Annotated in this window: 13 protein-coding genes; 6 read left to right on the forward strand and 7 right to left on the reverse strand. The window is 71.6% G+C overall.

What is annotated here, in order from left to right:
- The 4 genes from FF041_RS09460 to FF041_RS09475 all read right to left on the reverse strand — a co-directional run.
- The coding region (locus FF041_RS09460; RefSeq protein WP_323391513.1) for a carbohydrate ABC transporter permease at positions 1–724 on the reverse strand (724 nt) is incomplete at its 3' end.
- Between the two features lie 131 nt (positions 725–855).
- Entirely contained in the window at positions 856–2226 is a 1371-nt protein-coding gene (locus FF041_RS09465) for an extracellular solute-binding protein (protein ID WP_323391520.1), read from the reverse strand.
- 145 nt (positions 2227–2371) lie between these two features.
- Positions 2372–3076: a response regulator gene (locus FF041_RS09470; RefSeq protein WP_153521978.1), complete on the reverse strand. Its 705-nt coding sequence runs from the start codon at positions 3074–3076 to the stop codon at positions 2372–2374.
- Positions 3073–4875, reverse strand: coding sequence for an ATP-binding protein (locus tag FF041_RS09475; RefSeq protein ID WP_153521980.1), 1803 nt, complete (start codon positions 4873–4875; stop codon positions 3073–3075). The genes FF041_RS09470 and FF041_RS09475 overlap by 4 nt, the downstream gene beginning before the upstream one ends.
- 134 nt (positions 4876–5009) lie before the next feature.
- Between FF041_RS09475 and FF041_RS09480 the strand changes: the two genes are divergently transcribed.
- The 3 genes from FF041_RS09480 to FF041_RS09490 all read left to right on the forward strand — a co-directional run bounded on the left by FF041_RS09480 (position 5010) and on the right by FF041_RS09490 (position 8929).
- A complete protein-coding gene (locus FF041_RS09480; RefSeq protein WP_323371344.1) occupies positions 5010–6392 on the forward strand; it encodes a cation:dicarboxylate symporter family transporter in 1383 nt (460 codons plus the stop codon).
- A 273-nt stretch (positions 6393–6665) separates the two neighbouring features.
- The gene (locus FF041_RS09485; RefSeq protein WP_228388107.1) at positions 6666–7553 is read left to right on the forward strand and encodes an NAD(P)-dependent oxidoreductase; all 888 of its coding nucleotides are present in this window, start codon (positions 6666–6668) and stop codon (positions 7551–7553) included.
- Positions 7554–7726: 173 nt separating this feature from the next.
- A complete protein-coding gene (locus FF041_RS09490; RefSeq protein WP_153521984.1) occupies positions 7727–8929 on the forward strand; it encodes a cytochrome P450 in 1203 nt (400 codons plus the stop codon).
- Between the two features lie 62 nt (positions 8930–8991).
- Here FF041_RS09490 and FF041_RS09495 read toward each other — a convergent pair whose 3' ends face one another.
- Positions 8992–10206: a helix-turn-helix domain-containing protein gene (locus tag FF041_RS09495; RefSeq protein ID WP_323391517.1), complete on the reverse strand. Its 1215-nt coding sequence runs from the start codon at positions 10204–10206 to the stop codon at positions 8992–8994.
- The gene (locus tag FF041_RS09500; protein ID WP_407698127.1) at positions 10196–10498 is read right to left on the reverse strand and encodes a putative quinol monooxygenase; all 303 of its coding nucleotides are present in this window, start codon (positions 10496–10498) and stop codon (positions 10196–10198) included. The genes FF041_RS09495 and FF041_RS09500 overlap by 11 nt, the downstream gene beginning before the upstream one ends.
- Positions 10499–10725: 227 nt before the next feature.
- On the opposite strand from FF041_RS09500, the gene FF041_RS09505 reads away from it, so the two are divergent.
- The 3 genes from FF041_RS09505 (at position 10726) to FF041_RS09515 (ending at position 15331) form a co-directional block, all read left to right on the forward strand.
- The gene (locus FF041_RS09505; protein WP_153521989.1) at positions 10726–11142 is read left to right on the forward strand and encodes an ATP-binding protein; all 417 of its coding nucleotides are present in this window, start codon (positions 10726–10728) and stop codon (positions 11140–11142) included.
- Positions 11143–11371: 229 nt separating this feature from the next.
- Positions 11372–12871: an FG-GAP-like repeat-containing protein gene (locus FF041_RS09510; RefSeq protein ID WP_153521991.1), complete on the forward strand. Its 1500-nt coding sequence runs from the start codon at positions 11372–11374 to the stop codon at positions 12869–12871.
- Positions 12872–13081: 210 nt separating this feature from the next.
- On the forward strand, positions 13082–15331 hold the full coding sequence (locus FF041_RS09515) for a HelD family protein (RefSeq protein ID WP_153521998.1): 2250 nt from the start codon (positions 13082–13084) through the stop codon (positions 15329–15331).
- 79 nt (positions 15332–15410) lie between these two features.
- On the opposite strand, the gene glgB is transcribed toward FF041_RS09515, so the two are convergent.
- The coding region (gene glgB, locus FF041_RS09520) for a 1,4-alpha-glucan branching enzyme (protein ID WP_153521993.1) at positions 15411–17536 on the reverse strand (2126 nt) is incomplete at its 5' end.

Here is a 17536-nt window from a genome sequence, read left to right on the forward strand (position 1 = left end):
CGTACATGAACACCGGCAGCGTCTGACTGCGATTGCCCGGCCCGCCCCTGGTCATCGCCCAGATCAGCCCGAAGACCGACAGCGTCGAGAGGGTGTTGAGCATCAGATTGGTGCCGATCGAGCGGCGGATCATCGGCAGGGTGACATGCCAGAGCCTGCGCACCCCGCCCGCGCCGTCGACCTCCGCCGCCTCCGTCACCTCCCGGGGCACCGAGGAGAGCGCCGCCGAATAGATCAGCATCGAGAACGCGGTGCCGCGCCACACATTGGCGAAGGACACCGCCAGGATCGGCAGGGTGAACAGCCAGTTCTGCGACGGCAGATGGAGCCAGTCGAGCACCGCGTTGAGCGTCCCCTCCCGGCGGAAGAAGGCGTAGAGCAGAAACGCCGCGACGACCTCCGGCAGTACCCAGGCCGTGATCACCAGCGCCCCGGTGACGGTACGGACCGGACGGGAGGCCGCCCGCATCAGCCCGGCCAGCGCCAGCCCGAGCGTGTTCTGCCCGATCACCGCCGAGACCAGGGTGAAGACCAGGGTGAAGACCAGGGTGAGCCAGACGGCGCCGCGGAAATCGGGGTCGGCGAACGCCCGGCGGAAGTTGTCCAGGCCGATGAAACGCGCCCCCGAGGCGCCCGTCAGCTGGGCGTCGGTGAAGGCGATCCAGACGCAGTAGCCGATCGGCCCGGCGAGAAAGAGCAGCAGCAGCACGGTGGCGGGGGTCACCGGCGCCCAGCGCCACCGGCCCCCTCGGCGCGCGGTCCCGGCCGCCCGGTGCCATCGGCCCTCTCGGCGTGCGGTCGCCGCCCGGCCCTCTCGGCGCGCGGTTCCGGCCGCCCGGTCCCCTCGGCGCGCGGTCACCTCGACGTGACCGCGCCGTCGGCGATGGTCCTCAGCCGGTCGTCGTACGCCTTCGCTGCCTCCGCCGCCGACGCGTCCCCCGTCGTCACCTCCTCCATCGCCTCCCCGATCGCCGACGAGACCTGCGGATAGACGGGCAGCGCGGGCCGGTAGTGGGTGTAGCGGACAAGACCGGTGAAGAAGTCGACGCCCGGTGACGACGAGCGGTACCGCTCATCGGCGGCCACGTCCTTCCGTACGGCGATCTGGGCCGCCACCACACACCACTCGGTCGCGTTCGCCCGGGTCTGGAGCGTCTTGACGAAGTCGAAGGCCAGATCGGGGTTCTTCGCCTTCGCGGGCACCGACCACGCCCAGCCGCCGGACATGGACACCTTGCCGGGGGCCTGGCCGTGCTGGGTGGGCATCGCGGTCCGGGCGAGGGCCTCGCTCCACCCGGGCCACTCCCGCGGACCGTCGTTGATCCAGTTCTGGCCCATCCAGGAGCCGTCGAGGGAGATCGCGAGCTTCCCCTCCGGAAGCCACTCGGTGGCGACCCGGGTCCCCACATGGGGGTCGAGGGCGTCGGAGACATCGGGGCCGAGCCCCTCCGCGTACACCGTCCGCACGAACTCCAGGGCGTCCCGGAAACCCTGCCCGCCCGCGACCCACTTGCCCGCGGACGCGTCGTAGAGCGGATCGGGCCCGGTCCCGTACAGCAGCATCTCGAAGCCCTGCATCACCGCCGCCTCGCCGGGGCCCTCGCCGGTGTAGACATTGAGCGGGATCACCCCCGGGACCTTCCGCTTGACCGCACGGGCCGCCGCCAGGACCTCGGCCCAGCTCTTCGGCCGCCAGTCGGCGGGCAGTCCGGCCTTCGCGAAGACGGCCTTGTCGTACCAGAGACCGCGGGTGTCGGTCCCGTCCGGGACCCCATAGGTCCTGCCGTCCTCGGCCCTGGCCGCCGCCTTCGCCGTGCCGATGAACTGGTCCCACTCCTTCCACTTCCGCAGCCGGTCGTCGAGCGGCCTCAGATACCCGGCCTTGATGTCGGAGTTGATGCGGAAGGAGTCCTCGTAGACCAGATCGGGCGCGGTCCTCGGTGAGCTCATCATCTGCTGCGCCTTGGCGGCGTAGTCGTTGTCCGTCGCCTGAATGGGGATCAGCTTGATCTTCTTGCCGGGGTGGGCCTTCTCGAACTGCTCGCGGACGGCGGCGAGATAGCGGTCCATGAAACGGATCTTGTTGTCCGTGGACCGTTTGTAGACCACCCGCACGGTGTCGGGGTCGTCGTCGGCGCCGCCGCCGCAGGCGGTGAGGGCCCCCGCCGTGAGCACGGCGGCGAGGGACAGGGTGATCAGACGGGCCGGTGGGGCGGTGGGGCGCACAGGCACGACCTCCTCTGAGCCGGGCTCCGGGGCCGGGGGCCTCGGAAAAGGCTGCCGTGCGACCGTAGGACCGGCCCGCTGACAGGGTCAATCCCCTGTGCACGGCGGTCGTCAGTGCGTCGGCCGGGTGTCCGCCGTGTGTACGTCAGCGGATGGCGGGAATCCAGCGGTACTGGAGCTCGGGCCGCCCGATCTGGCCGTACTGCGGGCTGCGCGCCGCCCGGCCCTCGGTCACCAGATGCTCCAGATAGCGGCGCGCGGTGATCCGCGAGATGCCCACCGCCGTGCCCGCCTCGGCGGCGGTCAGCCCGCCCGCCGATTCCCGCAGCGTACGGGTGACGGACTCCAGGGTCGGACCGCTGAGGCCCTTGGGCAGGGCGCCGCCCTGCGGGGTGCGCAGCACGGCGAGCGCCCGGTCGACCTCGTCCTGGCCGCTGGCCTCGCCCGCGGCCGAGTGGAACTCCGCGTACCGGGCGAGGCGGTCCCGGAGGGTGGCGAAGGTGAACGGTTTCAGGACGTACTGCACCACGCCCAGCGAGACGCCCTCGCGCACCATCGCCAGATCGCGGGCCGAGGTGACGGCGATGACGTCGGCGAGATGACCGGCCGCGCGCAGCGAGCGGACCAGCTGGAGGCCGTGCCCGTCCGGGAGGAAGAGATCGAGCAGCAGCAGATCGACCGGGGTCCGCTCCAGGACCCGGACGGCCGCGGAGCGGGAGTGGGCGACCCCGGCGACCTGGAAGCCGCTGACCCGGCCGACATAGAGGGCGTGGGCGTCGGCCGCCACGGGGTCGTCCTCGACCACCAGGACCCGGATGGGCCCCTCCCCGGTGCTCGTGCCGGTGGTCATGCGGATACCTCCGTGTGCAGGGGCAGTCTTACGGTGAACTCCGCGCCGCCGTCCGGGCCTTCGGCGAGCACCACCGTGCCATGGCCCCGGTGCACGGCCTGCTGGACCAGGGCGAGTCCGAGGCCCCGGCCCGAGCCATGGGTGGTCCAGCCCCGGCGGAACACCTCGTCGGCGCGGGCGGGGTCCACGCCCGCGCCCGTGTCGTGGACGCGGATCAGCAGCTCGCCGTGGTCGGCGCGGGCGGTGACGGTGACCCGGGGGCGGGGGGTGCGGGCGGGACAGGGGGGCGCGGGGATGGCGCGGGGGGCGGGGGCGTGCGCGCCGGGTTCGTGCGCCGGATCGGGCTCCGGGCCGACGGGCCGGGATTCCGTTCCCACGCCGGGCTCGGGTGCCGGGTCGGGTTCGTGCGCCGTGTCGGGTGCGGAATCCGCGCTGGGCTCTGGTTCCGGGCGGGGACCCGGGAGCAGTCCGGGGGAGTCCAGTCCGGCCGCCGCGTCCACCGCGTTATCGATCAGATTGCCCAGGATCGTCACCAGATCCCGCGCCGGAAGCGACGCCGGAAGCACCCCGTCGTCGATCCTGCTGTCCTCCGCGAGCACCAGCTCCACCCCCCGTTCATTGGCCTGCGCCGCCTTGCCGAGCAGCAGCGCGGCCAGCACCGGTTCGCTCACCGCGCCCACGACCCGGTCGGTGAGCACCTGTGCGAGCTCCAGCTCCGCCGTGGCGAACCCCACCGCCTCCCGGGTGCGCCCGAGTTCTATCAGCGAGACCACGGTGTGCAGCCGGTTCGCCGCCTCGTGCGCCTGGGAGCGCAGCGCCTGGCTGAACCCGCGCTCGGAGTCCAGCTCGCCCGAGAGCGCCTGGAGTTCGGTGTGGTCCCGCAGTGTCACCACGGTGCCGCGCTGCTCCCCGCCGACCACCGGGCTGGTGTTGACCACGATCACCCGGTCCGCCGTCAGATGGACCTCGTCCACCCGGGGCTCGGAGGCCAGCAGCGCCCCGGTGAGCGGCGCGGGCAGCCCCAGTCCGGCCACCGGACGGCCCACCGCGTCGCCGTCCAGCCCCAGCAGCTCGCGCGCGCCGTCGTTGACGAGCGCGATCCTGCGCCGCCCGTCGAGCATCAGCAGCCCCTCGCGCACCGCGTGCAGCGCCGCCTCGTGGTAGTCGTGCATCCGGCTCAGCTCGGTCGCGTTCATGCCGTGGGTGTGCCGCCGCAGCCTGGCGTTGATCACATAGGTGCCGAGGCCGCCGAGGCCCAGCGCCGCGCTCGCCGTCATCAGCAGCGCGGTGAGCTGTTCCCGCGACTGCTCGCCGATCTCGTGGATGGTGATCCCGGCGCTGACCAGGCCGACGATCCGGCCCTCGGAGCGGACGGGGACCACGGTGCGTATCGAGGGGCCGAGCACCCCGAGGTGCTTCTCGCTGTAGATCTCGCCCTTCAGCGCCTGCTCCGTGTGCCCCAGATACTTCCGGCCGATCTGATCAGGTTCCGGATGGCTCCAGCGGGTGCCGTCCGGGGCCATGACCACGATGAAGTTGACGCCCGCGTCCCGGCGCAGCCCCTCCGCGTACGGCTGGAGGGTGCGGCTCGGGTCCGCCGAGCGCGCGGCGGCGATCACCGAGGGGGAGTGGGCGACGGCGGTCGCGGTGGCCGTCGACTGGAGCCGGGCGGTCTCCTCGGCCTGTGAGCGGTCGGTGGCGTAGGTGAAGTAGGCACACCCGGCCACGATCGCGGCGACCAGGATGACCTGCATCGCGAAGAGCTGTCCCGCGAGGCTGCGGGGGCGGGGTAGGCGCATGGCCTCAGTCTGCCTGCCGGATTTCGTATGAACGAAACGCACGTAAGGGTGACCGGGGTCACAGCGTGATGGATAGTCGCGGGAATCCATATGGGACATGGACCTGTTTACAGATCGTTTTGAGGAGGGACCCCGTGGCTGCTGAGGCAGGCAGAAGGGACCGAACGCACTATCTCTACATCGCCGTTATCGCGGCGGTGGTGCTCGGTATCGCGGTGGGCTTCGCTGCCCCCGGAGTCGCCGTTGAGCTCAAGCCCATCGGCGCGGGGTTCGTCAACCTCATCAAAATGATGATCTCGCCGGTCATTTTCTGCACGATCGTGCTGGGCATCGGGTCCGTGCGCAAGGCCGCGAAAGTCGGCGCGGTCGGCGGGCTGGCGCTGGGCTACTTCCTGGTGATGTCGACCGTGGCGCTCGCCATCGGTCTGCTCGTCGGCAATCTGGTGGAGCCGGGCTCCGGGCTTCAGCTGACCGAGGCGGCGCGGGAGGCCGGCGACAAGGCGGCCGAGGGCGCGGGCGGCGAGTCCACCGCGGACTTCCTGCTGGGGATCATCCCCACCACGATGGTCTCCGCCTTCACCGAGGGCGAGGTGCTCCAGACCCTGCTGGTGGCGCTGATGGCAGGGTTCGCGCTCCAGGCGATGGGCGCGGCCGGCGAGCCGGTGCTGCGCGGTATCGGGCACATCCAGCGGCTGGTGTTCCGCATTCTGGCGATGATCATGTGGGCCGCCCCGGTCGGCGCGTTCGGCGCGATCGCGGCCGTGGTCGGCGAGACCGGACTCGACGCGCTGAAGTCGCTCGCCGTGATCATGATCGGCTTCTATGTGACCTGTGCGCTCTTCGTCTTCGTCGTTCTGGGCGGACTGCTGAAACTGGTCGCGGGCGTCAATCTGCTCTCGCTGCTGAAGTATCTGGGCCGGGAATTCCTGCTGATTCTCTCCACCTCGTCGTCGGAGTCGGCGCTGCCGCGGCTGATCGCGAAGATGGAGCACATGGGCGTCAGTAAGCCCGTGGTCGGCATCACCGTTCCGACCGGCTACTCGTTCAACCTCGATGGCACCGCCATCTATCTGACGATGGCATCGCTCTTCATCGCCAATGCGATGGGCGATCCGCTGAGCGCGTCCGAGCAGATCTCCCTGCTGGTCTTCATGGTCATCGCGTCGAAGGGCGCGGCCGGGGTCACCGGCGCCGGTCTGGCGACGCTCGCGGGCGGTCTTCAGTCGCACCGGCCGGAACTGGTCGACGGGGTCGGTCTGATCGTCGGCATCGACCGGTTCATGAGCGAGGCGCGGGCCCTGACCAACTTCGCGGGCAACGCGGTCGCGACGGTGCTGGTCGGCACCTGGACGAAGGAGATCGACAAGGAGCGGGTGGGCGAGGTGCTCGCCGGGCGGATCCCCTTCGACGAGAAGACGCTGCTGGACGACGGGCACGGCGGACCGGTCTCCGCGGAGCCCGCCGGGGCGGCGGTTCCGGAGCCGCGCGACGGCGCGGACGTACCGGCCAAGGTCTGACCCTCCCGGCCCGAGCCGCTCCCGGCCCGAGCCGCTCCCGGCCCGAGCCGCTCAGGGCCCCCGCGCCCGTCCTCCGTACCCCCCACGGCGGAGGACGGGCGCGGGCTTTTCTTTTCCTACGCCCCGGGGCCTGTGCCCCGGGGCGTAGGCCGTAGGCGTCCCGCGCCCTCATCGCCGTAATCCCTTGCAGGGCAAAAGACTTACCTTTTGGTGAGTACCCCACTTTCTAGTAGGTACTTGTTAAGTATGCGGCGTCGGGAAACGATGTTCCACATGCCAACGACTTCTGACACCGCACTCACCCCTGTCACCGTTCTCGGCCTCGGCGCGATGGGCCGCGCGCTCGCCGGAGCCTTTCTGAAGGCCGGTCACCCCACCACCGTCTGGAACCGGTCGAAGGGCCGGGGCGACGAGCTGGCGGCCCGCGGCGCCGTCGTCGCCGAGACCGCCGAGGACGCCGTACGCGCCGCTGAACTGATCGTCGTCTGCGTGGTCGACTACGACGCGGCCGAGGCGATCCTCGCCCCCCTGGAGGACGCCCTCCAGGGCCGGGTCCTGGTCAATGTCACCTCGGACGTCCCGGAGCGCTCGCGCGCCATGGCGGCCTGGGCGGCGGAGCACTCCATCGCCTATCTGGACGGCGCGGTGATGGTGCCGACCGGCGTGGTCGGCGGCGAGGACGCGCTGCTGTTCTACTCCGGCTCCCGGGAGTCCTTCGAGCGGTACGAGTCCACGCTGAAGGCGCTCGGCGGGCGCGCGGCGTTCGTCGGCGAGGAGCCGGGGCGGGCCGCCGCCTACGACCTCTCGCTGCTGGACTTCTTCTACGGCAGCATCTCCGGTCTGGTGCACGCGTTCGCGCTGGCCAAGGCGGAAGGGGTGGAGGCGGCCGACATCGCCCCGTACATGGACACCACCGTCTCGATCCTGCCGCCGATCGCGGAGTACACGGCCGCCAACATCGACGCGCGCTCCTACCCGGGCGCCGAGGCCAACCTCGGGATGATGGCGGCCTCCGTCGACCACATCCTGCACGCCGCCGAGGCCCGGGGGCTGGACGTCTCCCAGCTGGCGGGCATCAAGCGGGTGGCGGACCGGGCGCTCGCCAGGGGGCACGCGGCGGACGACTGGGCGAGCACCTACGAGGCGGTCGTCAAGCCCTGACCCGGCCGTTCGGCTGTGCGGCCGAAAGCAGACTGCTGCGGGATCCGGCGGACGTGCACCCCCGGCGAGTCCCCGTGAGTCCCTTCCTGTGAGTCCTGGCGGGCGTCTTGCGCCCGCAGCGGTCACCACCCATATTGACTGGCCAACTGCCCACTCGGAGCGAGGTATTGGCCATGACTCAGGCGACGGCGCACCACGGTTTCCCCTTCGTGAGGGACGCCGGAGCGGCGCACGACCCCGACGGAGAGCGGCTGATGCGGGACGCCCCCGTCGTGCGCGCCCAGCTCCCCGACGGGACCCCGATCTGGGTCGCCCTCACTCTGCGGGCCTGCCGCCAGGTGCTCACCGACCCGGTCTTCAGCCGGCGTGCCGCACTGGAGCCCGGTGCTCCACAGGTGGCCCCCGGGCTGGCCCTGCCGTCCATGCTCACCAGCATGGACGGCGAGGACCACGCCCGGACCCGCCGGCTGATCACCAGAGCCTTCACCCCGCGCCTGGTCGAGGGGATGCGGCCGTGGATCACCGACCTGGTGAACGAGCTGCTCGACACGGCCGAGCGCCGGCCCGGGCCGGTCGATCTGGTCGAGCAGCTGACCCTGCCGCTGCCGGTGAAGGTGATCTGCCGGCTGCTCGGCGTCCCCTACGAGGACCAGGGCCGCTTCCGGGGCTGGACCGACGCCCTGCTGTCCCGCGGGGGACCGGCGGAGCAGGTGAGGGAGGCGTACGGCCGGATTCAGGAGTACTTACGCGAGCTGATAGCGGCCAAACGCGAGCACCCGGGCGAGGATCTGACCAGCGCGCTCACCCGCGTCTCGGACGAGACGGGGCGGCTCCCCGAGGAGTACCTGGTCAACAATCTGCAACTGGTCCTGATCGCGGGCCATGACACCACCCTCAACCAGCTCTCCAACTCGCTGATCGCCCTGCTCGCCGAGCGCGAGCAGTACGCACTGCTGTGCGCGCGGCCCGAGCTGGTCGACAACGCCGTGGAGGAGCTGCTGCGGCATCTGCTGCTCACCCGCGCGGGGACGCTGATCCGGGTGGCCACCAAGGACACCGAGCTCGGCGGGACGGCCATACGGGCGGGCGAGGGAGTCATCGCCCTCCAGCACGTCGCCAACCGCGACCCCGAGGGGTTCGCCGACCCGGACCGCCTCGACCTCGCCCGCACGGACACGACCGGCCATCTGGCCTTCGGCGCGGGCCCCCACTTCTGCGTCGGCGCACAGCTGGCCCGCCTGGAGATGAGCACCGCCCTCTCCCTGGTGACCCGCCGCTTCCCGGCGATGCGCCTGGCGGTCCCCGCCGGTTCCCTGCGCTGGAAGGAGAACAGCCTCGTCCGCGGCCCCGAGACCCTCCCGGTGATCCTGACCTGAGCCGGGGTTGCCTCGGAGCGGACCCGCCGCCCGGGCGCGCTGCGGGGCGCTCGCGCACGAGGTCACCCGGGATGGACGCCCAGCTCGTCCGCCAGTGCCCGCAGTTGCTCGGACGGCGACTGATCCATGGTCAGCAGATCGGAGACGAGCTGTCTGGCAGCAGGCAGGGCGCGGATCATTCCGGGGGAGACGGTCCACGCCGCCGACAGCGCGGCCGTCGCGAGGCCGACCTGCCGACGCTGGGCATGGGCTCTGGCGACATCGATCCGGAATCGCGCTTGCCGCTCGGCGGAGAGCCCGGACGCGTCGACTCGCTCCGCCGCCCGCAGCGCCAGTCCGGCATCGCCGAGGTCGACGGCCACGGCGACCTCGTACAGACCGACGTTGACGGGCCCGAACTCGGTGTTGTAGTCGTTGCGTCCGTTGCCCACCTGTTCCGCCATGGCGCGGGCCTGACGGAGGTGTTCGTAGGCGTCCTCGGCCTCATTCATCCGGGCTGCGGCAACCGCTCGTTGAAGCGTCAGCGCACCCCGAAGGGCGATCGCTTCGAGCTGCCCCGAGGCAGCCAGCGGGCGCAGGGCGTCGGCGGCGCTTCCCGAGGCCCTGGCTGCCTGGTCGAATCGGCGTGCCCCGAGGAAGACGATCGACAACCGGAACTCCCCGGCTGCCATGAGCAGAGGGGCACCCGCCCGCTCAGCGGCGGCAACGGCCCGGTCGGCCGCGATCCATGCTGCTTCCGGGTCGCCCATGTTCGCCAGCGCCGCACTGCACGCGTGATACGTGAGCGCCAAGAGCCGGGACGTGTCGGCTCGCTCCTGCTCCGGAGCCGAGCGGGTGGCCGACTCCAGACCGGGGATCAACTGCTCCAGCAGTTCGGCGAGACCGCTGTAGTCGCCTTCATGGGTCAGCGCCCACGCGCGGTCGACGCCGGCGCGGAGCGCCGGAACATCCGGGGGCTCGTGCTGCCCGAGCGCGGCCTTCAGAGGGTGGGCCGTGCTCAGCACCAGGCGAAGTCGGCTGGCCTCGGGTGGCTCGCCGACAGCCGATGACGCCACTATCGGAGCCTCGGCGGCCAGTTCGGCGATCGGAACCCCGACGACTTCGGCCACCTTCTCCAGGACCGTCATCCGGTCGATGCGCCGCACACCCCGTTCCACCTGGGACACCCAGGCTTCGGAGCGATCCAACAGCCCGGCGAACTCTTTCTGGGAGAGCCCGCGCCGCTTGCGCCCGGCAGCGATCCTGCGCCCCAGGGCCTTCTCGTACTCAGTGCTCACCGTTGACACCCTTGCCGGAGAGAAAGCGCAAGCGGTCCACCTCGGCCGTGGACAGATACCGCTCTCGTTCGGCCAGGAAAGTCCTGATGTGAGGCTGCGACTCATGGGTTCCGAAGGCTTCTTCGTCGCGGTACAGCTCGTAGAAGATCCGTTCCAGAGGGCGGCCGTCAACGCGGTGCATCGCATAGACGAGAGTCCCGGGCTCATGCGCGCGGATCTGCTCTCCGGTCCGCGCCGCCAGGGCGTCGAATCCGGCTGCCGCCGACTCGTCCTTGCACGTGAAGCGCACCATCAGCCCGAACATGCGTCTGCCTCTCCGTCGATGTCTCGGCTCGGGGGACCACACCACGGTGTGAACGCTATGGCCTGTCCGACCCGTATGAAAAGTGCGATCTCGCACTTCCAGCGCTCGCACACAATGTACGGTGCTAGTACTTATTGTACGTGCCGCATTGCAGGGCGTCAGTCAGTGCGCTGGTCCGTGCAAGAAACCGCAGGTCATCGCCATGGAGGTACTCCATGCCCACCTATCGACGCACCTTCTCGGGGTGCCTGGAAGAGATCCGCACGGTGCGTGGCTGGACGCGAGACGTTCTCGGCGGCAGCTCGCGCGTCGATGACGCGGCCCTGATCGTCTCCGAGTTGAGCGCGAACGCCGTTGTCCACACGGCGAGCGGTGTCGGCACGGGCACGTTCGAGGTCTGCCTCACGCCCACTGGACGGCACATTCTGATCTCGGTCGCTGACATCGGCGGAACGGCGAGAGCGCCGCGCCTCCAGCACCCTGGTGAGGAGGACACTCGTGGTCGGGGACTCGGCATGGTCAGCGCTCTTGCCGACCGGGTCGAGATCCGCGGTGGCGTGGACGGTCACACGGTCACCGTGAGCCTGACCCATGTGCCGGGTCCATCGGAGACTGCTCTCCGGGCTCCGTGATCGGTCTCCCGGCTTCTTGCCCCGCGGGAGGTGGCCGGAAGCAGCGGCTGAAGGCGTTGCCGCTCGATGCGGACGTGGTACGGGGCTCCGGGCGGGGGAGCCGGTGGTGTGTGTCGGCCCGATTGCCGCCCGGGCTCCGGTGCGCAACCCTTCGGGGCGTCAGTGGGTCAAGGAGGGGCGTGCCCGTGCCGTTGGGGGCAGGGGGGCGTGTCACCCAGGAGGTCTGAGGATGAGCACATACAGGGCGGCCCGCGGTCTCGGGCTGGTCGTGGCGGTCGCGGTCGTCGGTTCTCCGGCGGCTCCTCTCGCGCTCGCCGCGCCCGAGCGGGCCGTGCCGGTCACGTCGGCCGCGAAACCGGACGACTTCAACGGCGACGGCTACCGCGACACCGCCGTCTCCGCGCCCGCCGGGACGGTGCACGGCAAGGCGAAGGCGGGGTACGTCGCGGTGCTGTACGGGTCCCGGGCGCAGCCGCTGCCCACGGTCAGGCGGATGCACCATCAGGACAAGCCGGGGATGCCGGGGACCGCCGAAGCCGGTGATCTGTACGGCGCGTCGATCGCCTCCGCCGATCTGGACCGGGACGGATACGCGGATCTCGTCATCGGCTCCCCCGGCGAGGAGCTCGCGGGCGTCGGCCCGGGCGCGGGTTCGCTCGTGGTCCTCTGGGGCGGCCAGAGCGGACTCGCCGGGGCGGCGACCCTGCTCAACGGGGCGGAGTCCTACGACGAGATCGGCGGGCACGTGGTGACCGGCGACTTCGACGGCGACGGCGACGCCGATGTCGCGACCAGCGAGGGGCGCTCCCGGCTGCGGGTGCTCTCCGGACCCTTCGGCCGCGACGGCTCCGCCGCCGCCGGCCCGGTCGACACGGACGGCGACTTCCGCATCATGGATCTGGCGGCCGGCGATGTGAACGGCGACGGCAGGACCGATATCGCCGCCGCCGTCAACGACTTCGACGAGTTCGACGCCCGCGCCGTCCGGGTCTGGGCCGGCACCCGGAGCGGCCCGGGTGAGTCCGCCTCCGTCGACGGCCCGTCGGGCTACGCCCTGGAGGGCGGCGAGAACCTGGACATCGGCGATGTGAACCGGGACGGCTTCGCGGACATCGTCACCGGCCGCCCCACCGACGGGTACGACAGCGATGTGGAGATCCCGCTCGCCAAGGGCGGCATGATCACCTATATCCCCGGCTCCGCGAAGGGCCCGGTGGGCGGCAGGGCCCGCTCCTTCAACCAGGACAGCCCCGGGATTCCGGGGACCGCCGAGGGGGCGGACGGCCGTGGCGGCTCGGATCACTTCGGCGAGGGCGTCTCGATCGGCGACATCGACGGCGACGGATACCCGGACATCGCGGTGGGCGTGGTGGACGAGGACCACAGCGGGGTGAAGCGGGCCGGTGCGGTGGTCACCCTGCGCGGCACCCGCAAAGGCCCGACCGGCGCCGGTGCGAAGTTCTTCAGCCAGAGCACCGCGGGCGTGCCGGGCACGGCCGAGGAGGGAGACCGCTTCGGCGCGGCCACCGAGCTGGTGGACACCGACGGCGACGGCCGGGCCGAACTGCTCACCTCCGCGACCGGCGAGAACGGGAGCGCCGGGGCGGTGACGGCCTTCCGGTCCACCGCCGCCGGGGTGACCGCGAAGAACTCCGTCACCTTCGGGAACGGGACCCTCGGAGCCGTGGCCGCCCCCGGCAGCCGCCTCGGGCACACCTTCCTGTACTGATCCCGGCGGGTGCCGGCGGAGAGCCCGCCGGCACCCGCCGCGCCGCCGATATGCCCCATGCCTATGGGCAGAAAAATACCCCGACCGTTTGACGGGCGGGGTTCATCTCTGCGTATATTGAGGGTTTCCATGTCTTCGTTCAATAGCCGGATATGGAAAACCAATTACCGATACCATAGCGCGTCAGGAGCTGAATTGTCAACCGAGGAATTGCAGAACGAGCAGCAATTCGTCTCCCTCCTCTACGAGCGCCTCGACGCACTCCGCGAGCAGGCCGAAGCCGCCGTGCAGACCACGATCAGGCAGGTCGGCACCGGACGGCAGGCCCGGGTCGAGCGCGATGTGAGCGTCGCCGAGCACTCCGCGCACCTCACCGCGCTCAATGCCGTCGACAGCGGTCTCTGCTTCGGCCGTCTCGATATGAAGGACGGCGTACGCCACCACATCGGCCGGGTCGGAATCCGCGCGGACGACACGGAACGCACCCCGCTCCTCATCGACTGGCGCGCACCCGTCGCCCGGCCCTTCTATCTCGCCACCGGCTATGAGCCCATGGGGCTGCGCAGACGGCGGCACATCACCACCGAGGGACGTACCGTCACCGCGCTCCACGACGAGATCCTCGACCTCGCCGACGCCACCCGCACCGGATACGAGGACCCCGGCGGCGACGCCGTGCTCCTCGCCGCGCTCGGGGCCGCGCGCACCGGGCGCATGGCCGACATCGTGCAGACCATCCAGGCCGAACAGGACCGGGTCATCCGCGCCTCGCGCCATGGCGTGCTCGTCGTCGAGGGCGGCCCCGGCACCGGGAAGACCGCCGTCGCGCTGCACCGGGCCGCCTATCTGCTCTACGCCCACCGTGAGCAGCTCGCCCGCCGCGCGGTGCTGATCGTCGGGCCGAACCCCGCCTTCCTCGGCTATATCGGCGAGGTGCTGCCCTCGCTCGGCGAGACCGGGGTGCTGCTCGCCACCCTGGCCGAGCTCTTCCCCGGCGTACGGGCGCACGGCGCCGACACCCCCGCCGCCGCCGAGGTCAAGGGCCGGGCGGAGATGGCCGACGCGCTCGCCCGCGCGGTGCGGGACCGGCAGACGCTCCCCGAGACCGTGCCCGGCGACGTCGACTTCGAGGACGAGAACACCGTCCCCGAGGCGGCCCTCTCCATCGAGCACGAGCAGTACGGCGCCCTCCGCCTCCACCGCGAGATGGCCTACGAGGCACGGGACCGCGCCCGCGCCACCGGGCTGCCGCACAATCTCGCCCGCCCCCACTTCGCCTTCCGGATCATCGACGCCCTCACCGAGCAGCTCGCCGACCGGCTCGGCGCGGACCCCTACGGCGGGCCCAATCTCCTCGGGCCCGACGATCTCGCCCAGCTCGGCAAGGAGATCGCCACCAGCTCCGGGGTGCACGCGGCCATCGAGGAGCTCTGGCCCGCCCTCACCCCCGAGCAGCTCGTCGCCGGATTCCTCGCCGAGCCCGAGCGGGTGCTGCCGGAGCACGACGCGGCGCTCATCCGCCGGAGCGGCGGGCCGTGGACGCCCGCCGACGTGCCCCTGCTGGACGAGGCGGCCGAACTCCTCGGCGTGGACGACACCGCCGAACGCGCCGCCGCCGAGGCCGAACGGCAGGAGCGGATCGGCTACGCCCAGGGCGTGCTCGAACTCTCCCAGGGCTCCAAGACCTATGAGTTCGAGGACGAGGAGTCCGAGATCCTCGCCGCCCACGACGTCATCGACGCCGAGCGGATGGCCGAACGGCATGAGGAGACCGACCACCGCAGCGCCGCCGAACGCGCCGCCGCCGACCGCACCTGGGCCTTCGGGCACATCATCGTGGACGAGGCGCAGGAGCTCTCCGCGATGGCGTGGCGGCTGCTGATGCGCCGCTGCCCCACCCGCTCGATGACCCTGGTCGGCGACCCGGCCCAGACCGGGGACCCGGCCGGGCTCGGCTCCTGGGACGCGATCCTGCGGCCGTACGTCGGAGACCGCTGGCGGCACGCCCGGCTCGGCGTCAACTACCGCACCCCCGCGGAGATCATGGAGGTCGCGGCAGCGGTACGCCGCCACAGCCGGCCCGGCTTCGAGCCGCCGCGCTCGGTGCGCTCGACCGGGGTGGCGCCGTGGACCGAACGGGTGGCGGGCCCAGCGCTCCTCGGGGACGCGGTGGCCGCCGCCGCCGACCGGGAGAGCGCCGGGGCGTCCCGGGTCGCCGTCATCGCCCCGGCCGCTCTCCACGGCGCGCTGCGCGAGCTCGCCGGGCCCGTGGACCTCACCCGTCCGGTGGTGCTGCTCGAACCCCGGCAGGCCAAGGGGCTGGAGTTCGACTCCGTGATCGTGGTCGAGCCCGCGCTCTTCGGCGACAGCGACCTCTATGTGGCGCTGACCCGGGCCACCCAGCGCCTCGGCACCGTCCACACGGACGCGCTGCCGGAGGGCTTCGGCGCGGCGGGCTGAACGGGTCCGCCCCCGGGGGCATGTCCCCCGGGGGCCCGGATCGGCCCGTACCGGCTCAGGGCCCGGGGCCCGTACCCGCTCAGACCGGACGCAGCCACACCGTCGCCAGCGGCGGCAGCGTCAGCCGTACCGACGTACCGCGCCCGTGCCAGGGCACCGGCTCCGCCTTCAGCGGCTCCTCATGGCACACCCCGCCGCCGCCGTACCGCGCCGCGTCCGTGTTCAGCGCCTCCGCCCAGGCGTCCACCGGCTCCGGCGTCCCGAGGCGGTAGTCATGGCGGACCACGGGCGAGAAGTTGCTCACCGCGAGCAGCGGCGAGCCCGCGGCGTCGAAGCGGAGGAAGGCGAACACATTGTCGTCCGCCGCGTCCCCGGCCACCCAGGCGAACCCCTCCGGCGCGGTGTCGCGCTCCCAGAGCGCGGGAGTCGCCCCGTACACCGTGTTGAGGTCGCGGACCAGCAGCCGCACCCCCCGGTGGTCGGGCTCCGCCGCGTAGGAGGGGTCGAGCAGCCACCAGTCCGGGCCGTGCGCCTCCGACCACTCCGCGCCCTGGGCGAACTCCTGTCCCATGAAGAGGAGCTGCTTTCCGGGGTGGGCCCACATGAAGCCCAGATACGCCCGGTGTCCGGCGCGCTGCTGCCACCAGTCGCCGGGCATCTTGCTCACCAGGGAGCGCTTTCCGTGCACCACCTCGTCGTGCGAGATCGGCAGGATGTAGTTCTCGCTGTAGGCGTACACCATCGAGAAGGTCATCTCGTGGTGGTGGTACTTGCGGTGCACCGGCTCATGCGCCGCGTACCCCAGCGAGTCGTGCATCCACCCCATGTTCCACTTCAGCCCGAAGCCCAGCCCGCCGAAGCCGCCGGGGCCCACGTGGTGGGTGGCCCGGGTGACGCCGTTCCAGGCTGTGGACTCCTCGGCGATGGTGACGACTCCGGGGCAGCGCCGGTAGACCGTGGCGTTCATCTCCTGGAGGAAGGCCACCGCGTCCAGATTCTCCCGGCCGCCGTGCTCATTGGGGGTCCACTGCCCGTGCTCGCGCGAGTAGTCGAGATAGAGCATCGAGGCGACGGCGTCCACCCGCAGTCCGTCGACATGGAACTCCTCGCACCAGTACACCGCGTTGGCGACCAGGAAGTTGCGCACCTCCGTGCGGCCGTAGTCGAACTCCAGCGTGCCCCAGTCGGGGTGCGCGGCCCGGGACGGGTCCCCGGGCTCGTACAGCGGGCGGCCGTCGAACTCGGCGAGCGCCCAGTCGTCGCGCGGGAAGTGCGCCGGCACCCAGTCCATGATCACGCCGATGCCCGCCCGGTGCAGCGCGTCCACCAGGTGCCGGAAGTCGTCCGGCGTGCCCATCCGGGAGGTGGGCGCGTAGAAGCCGGTGACCTGGTAGCCCCACGATCCGCCGAAGGGATGCTCGCTGAGCGGCATCAGCTCCACATGGGTGAAGCCCAGAGCGGCCACATAGGAGGGCAGCTGCTCGGCGAGCTGGCGGTAGCTGAGACCGGGCCGCCAGGACGGCAGATGGACCTCGTAGACGGAGAAGGGCGACTCATGGACCGGGCGGCGGCCCCGCCGCGCCATCCACTCCGCGTCCTGCCAGGCATAGCGGGACCCGGTCACGACGGAGGCGGTCGCGGGCGGCGTCTCCGCGCGCCGGGCCATCGGGTCGGCGCGCAGGGTGTGCGAGCCGTCCGGCCGCATGATCTGGAACTTGTACAGCGCCCCGTCGCCGATCCCCGGCAGGAACAGCTCCCACACCCCCGACGAGCCCAGCGAGCGCATCGGGAAGCCGGTGCCGTCCCAGTAGCAGAAGTCCCCGGTGACCCGGACCCCCCGCGCGTTCGGCGCCCAGAGCGTGAACCGGGTGCCGGCGACGCCCTGATGGGTCATCGGATGCGCGCCCAGCGCGCGCCAGAGCTCCTCATGGCGGCCCTCGCCGATCAGATGCAGATCCAGTTCGCCGAGCGCGGGCAGAAAGCGGTACGGATCGTGGATCTCGCTCTCGTGGCCCGCGCCGCCGTCGCCGCCGTACTCCACCAGCAGCCGGTACTCCGGCGCCGCCCGCAGCGGCAGCACCCCCGAGAAGAGGCCGTCCCCTTCGCTGTGCAGCTCGGCCCGGAGCCCCTTGGCGAGCACGGTCACGGCACGGGCGTGCGGGCGCAGCGCCCGCACGCTCACCCCGCCGCGCCCGGTGTGCGCGC

It is taken from the genome of Streptomyces jumonjinensis, from assembly GCF_009600885.1.
Taxonomy (GTDB): Bacteria; Actinomycetota; Actinomycetes; order Streptomycetales; family Streptomycetaceae; genus Streptomyces; species Streptomyces jumonjinensis.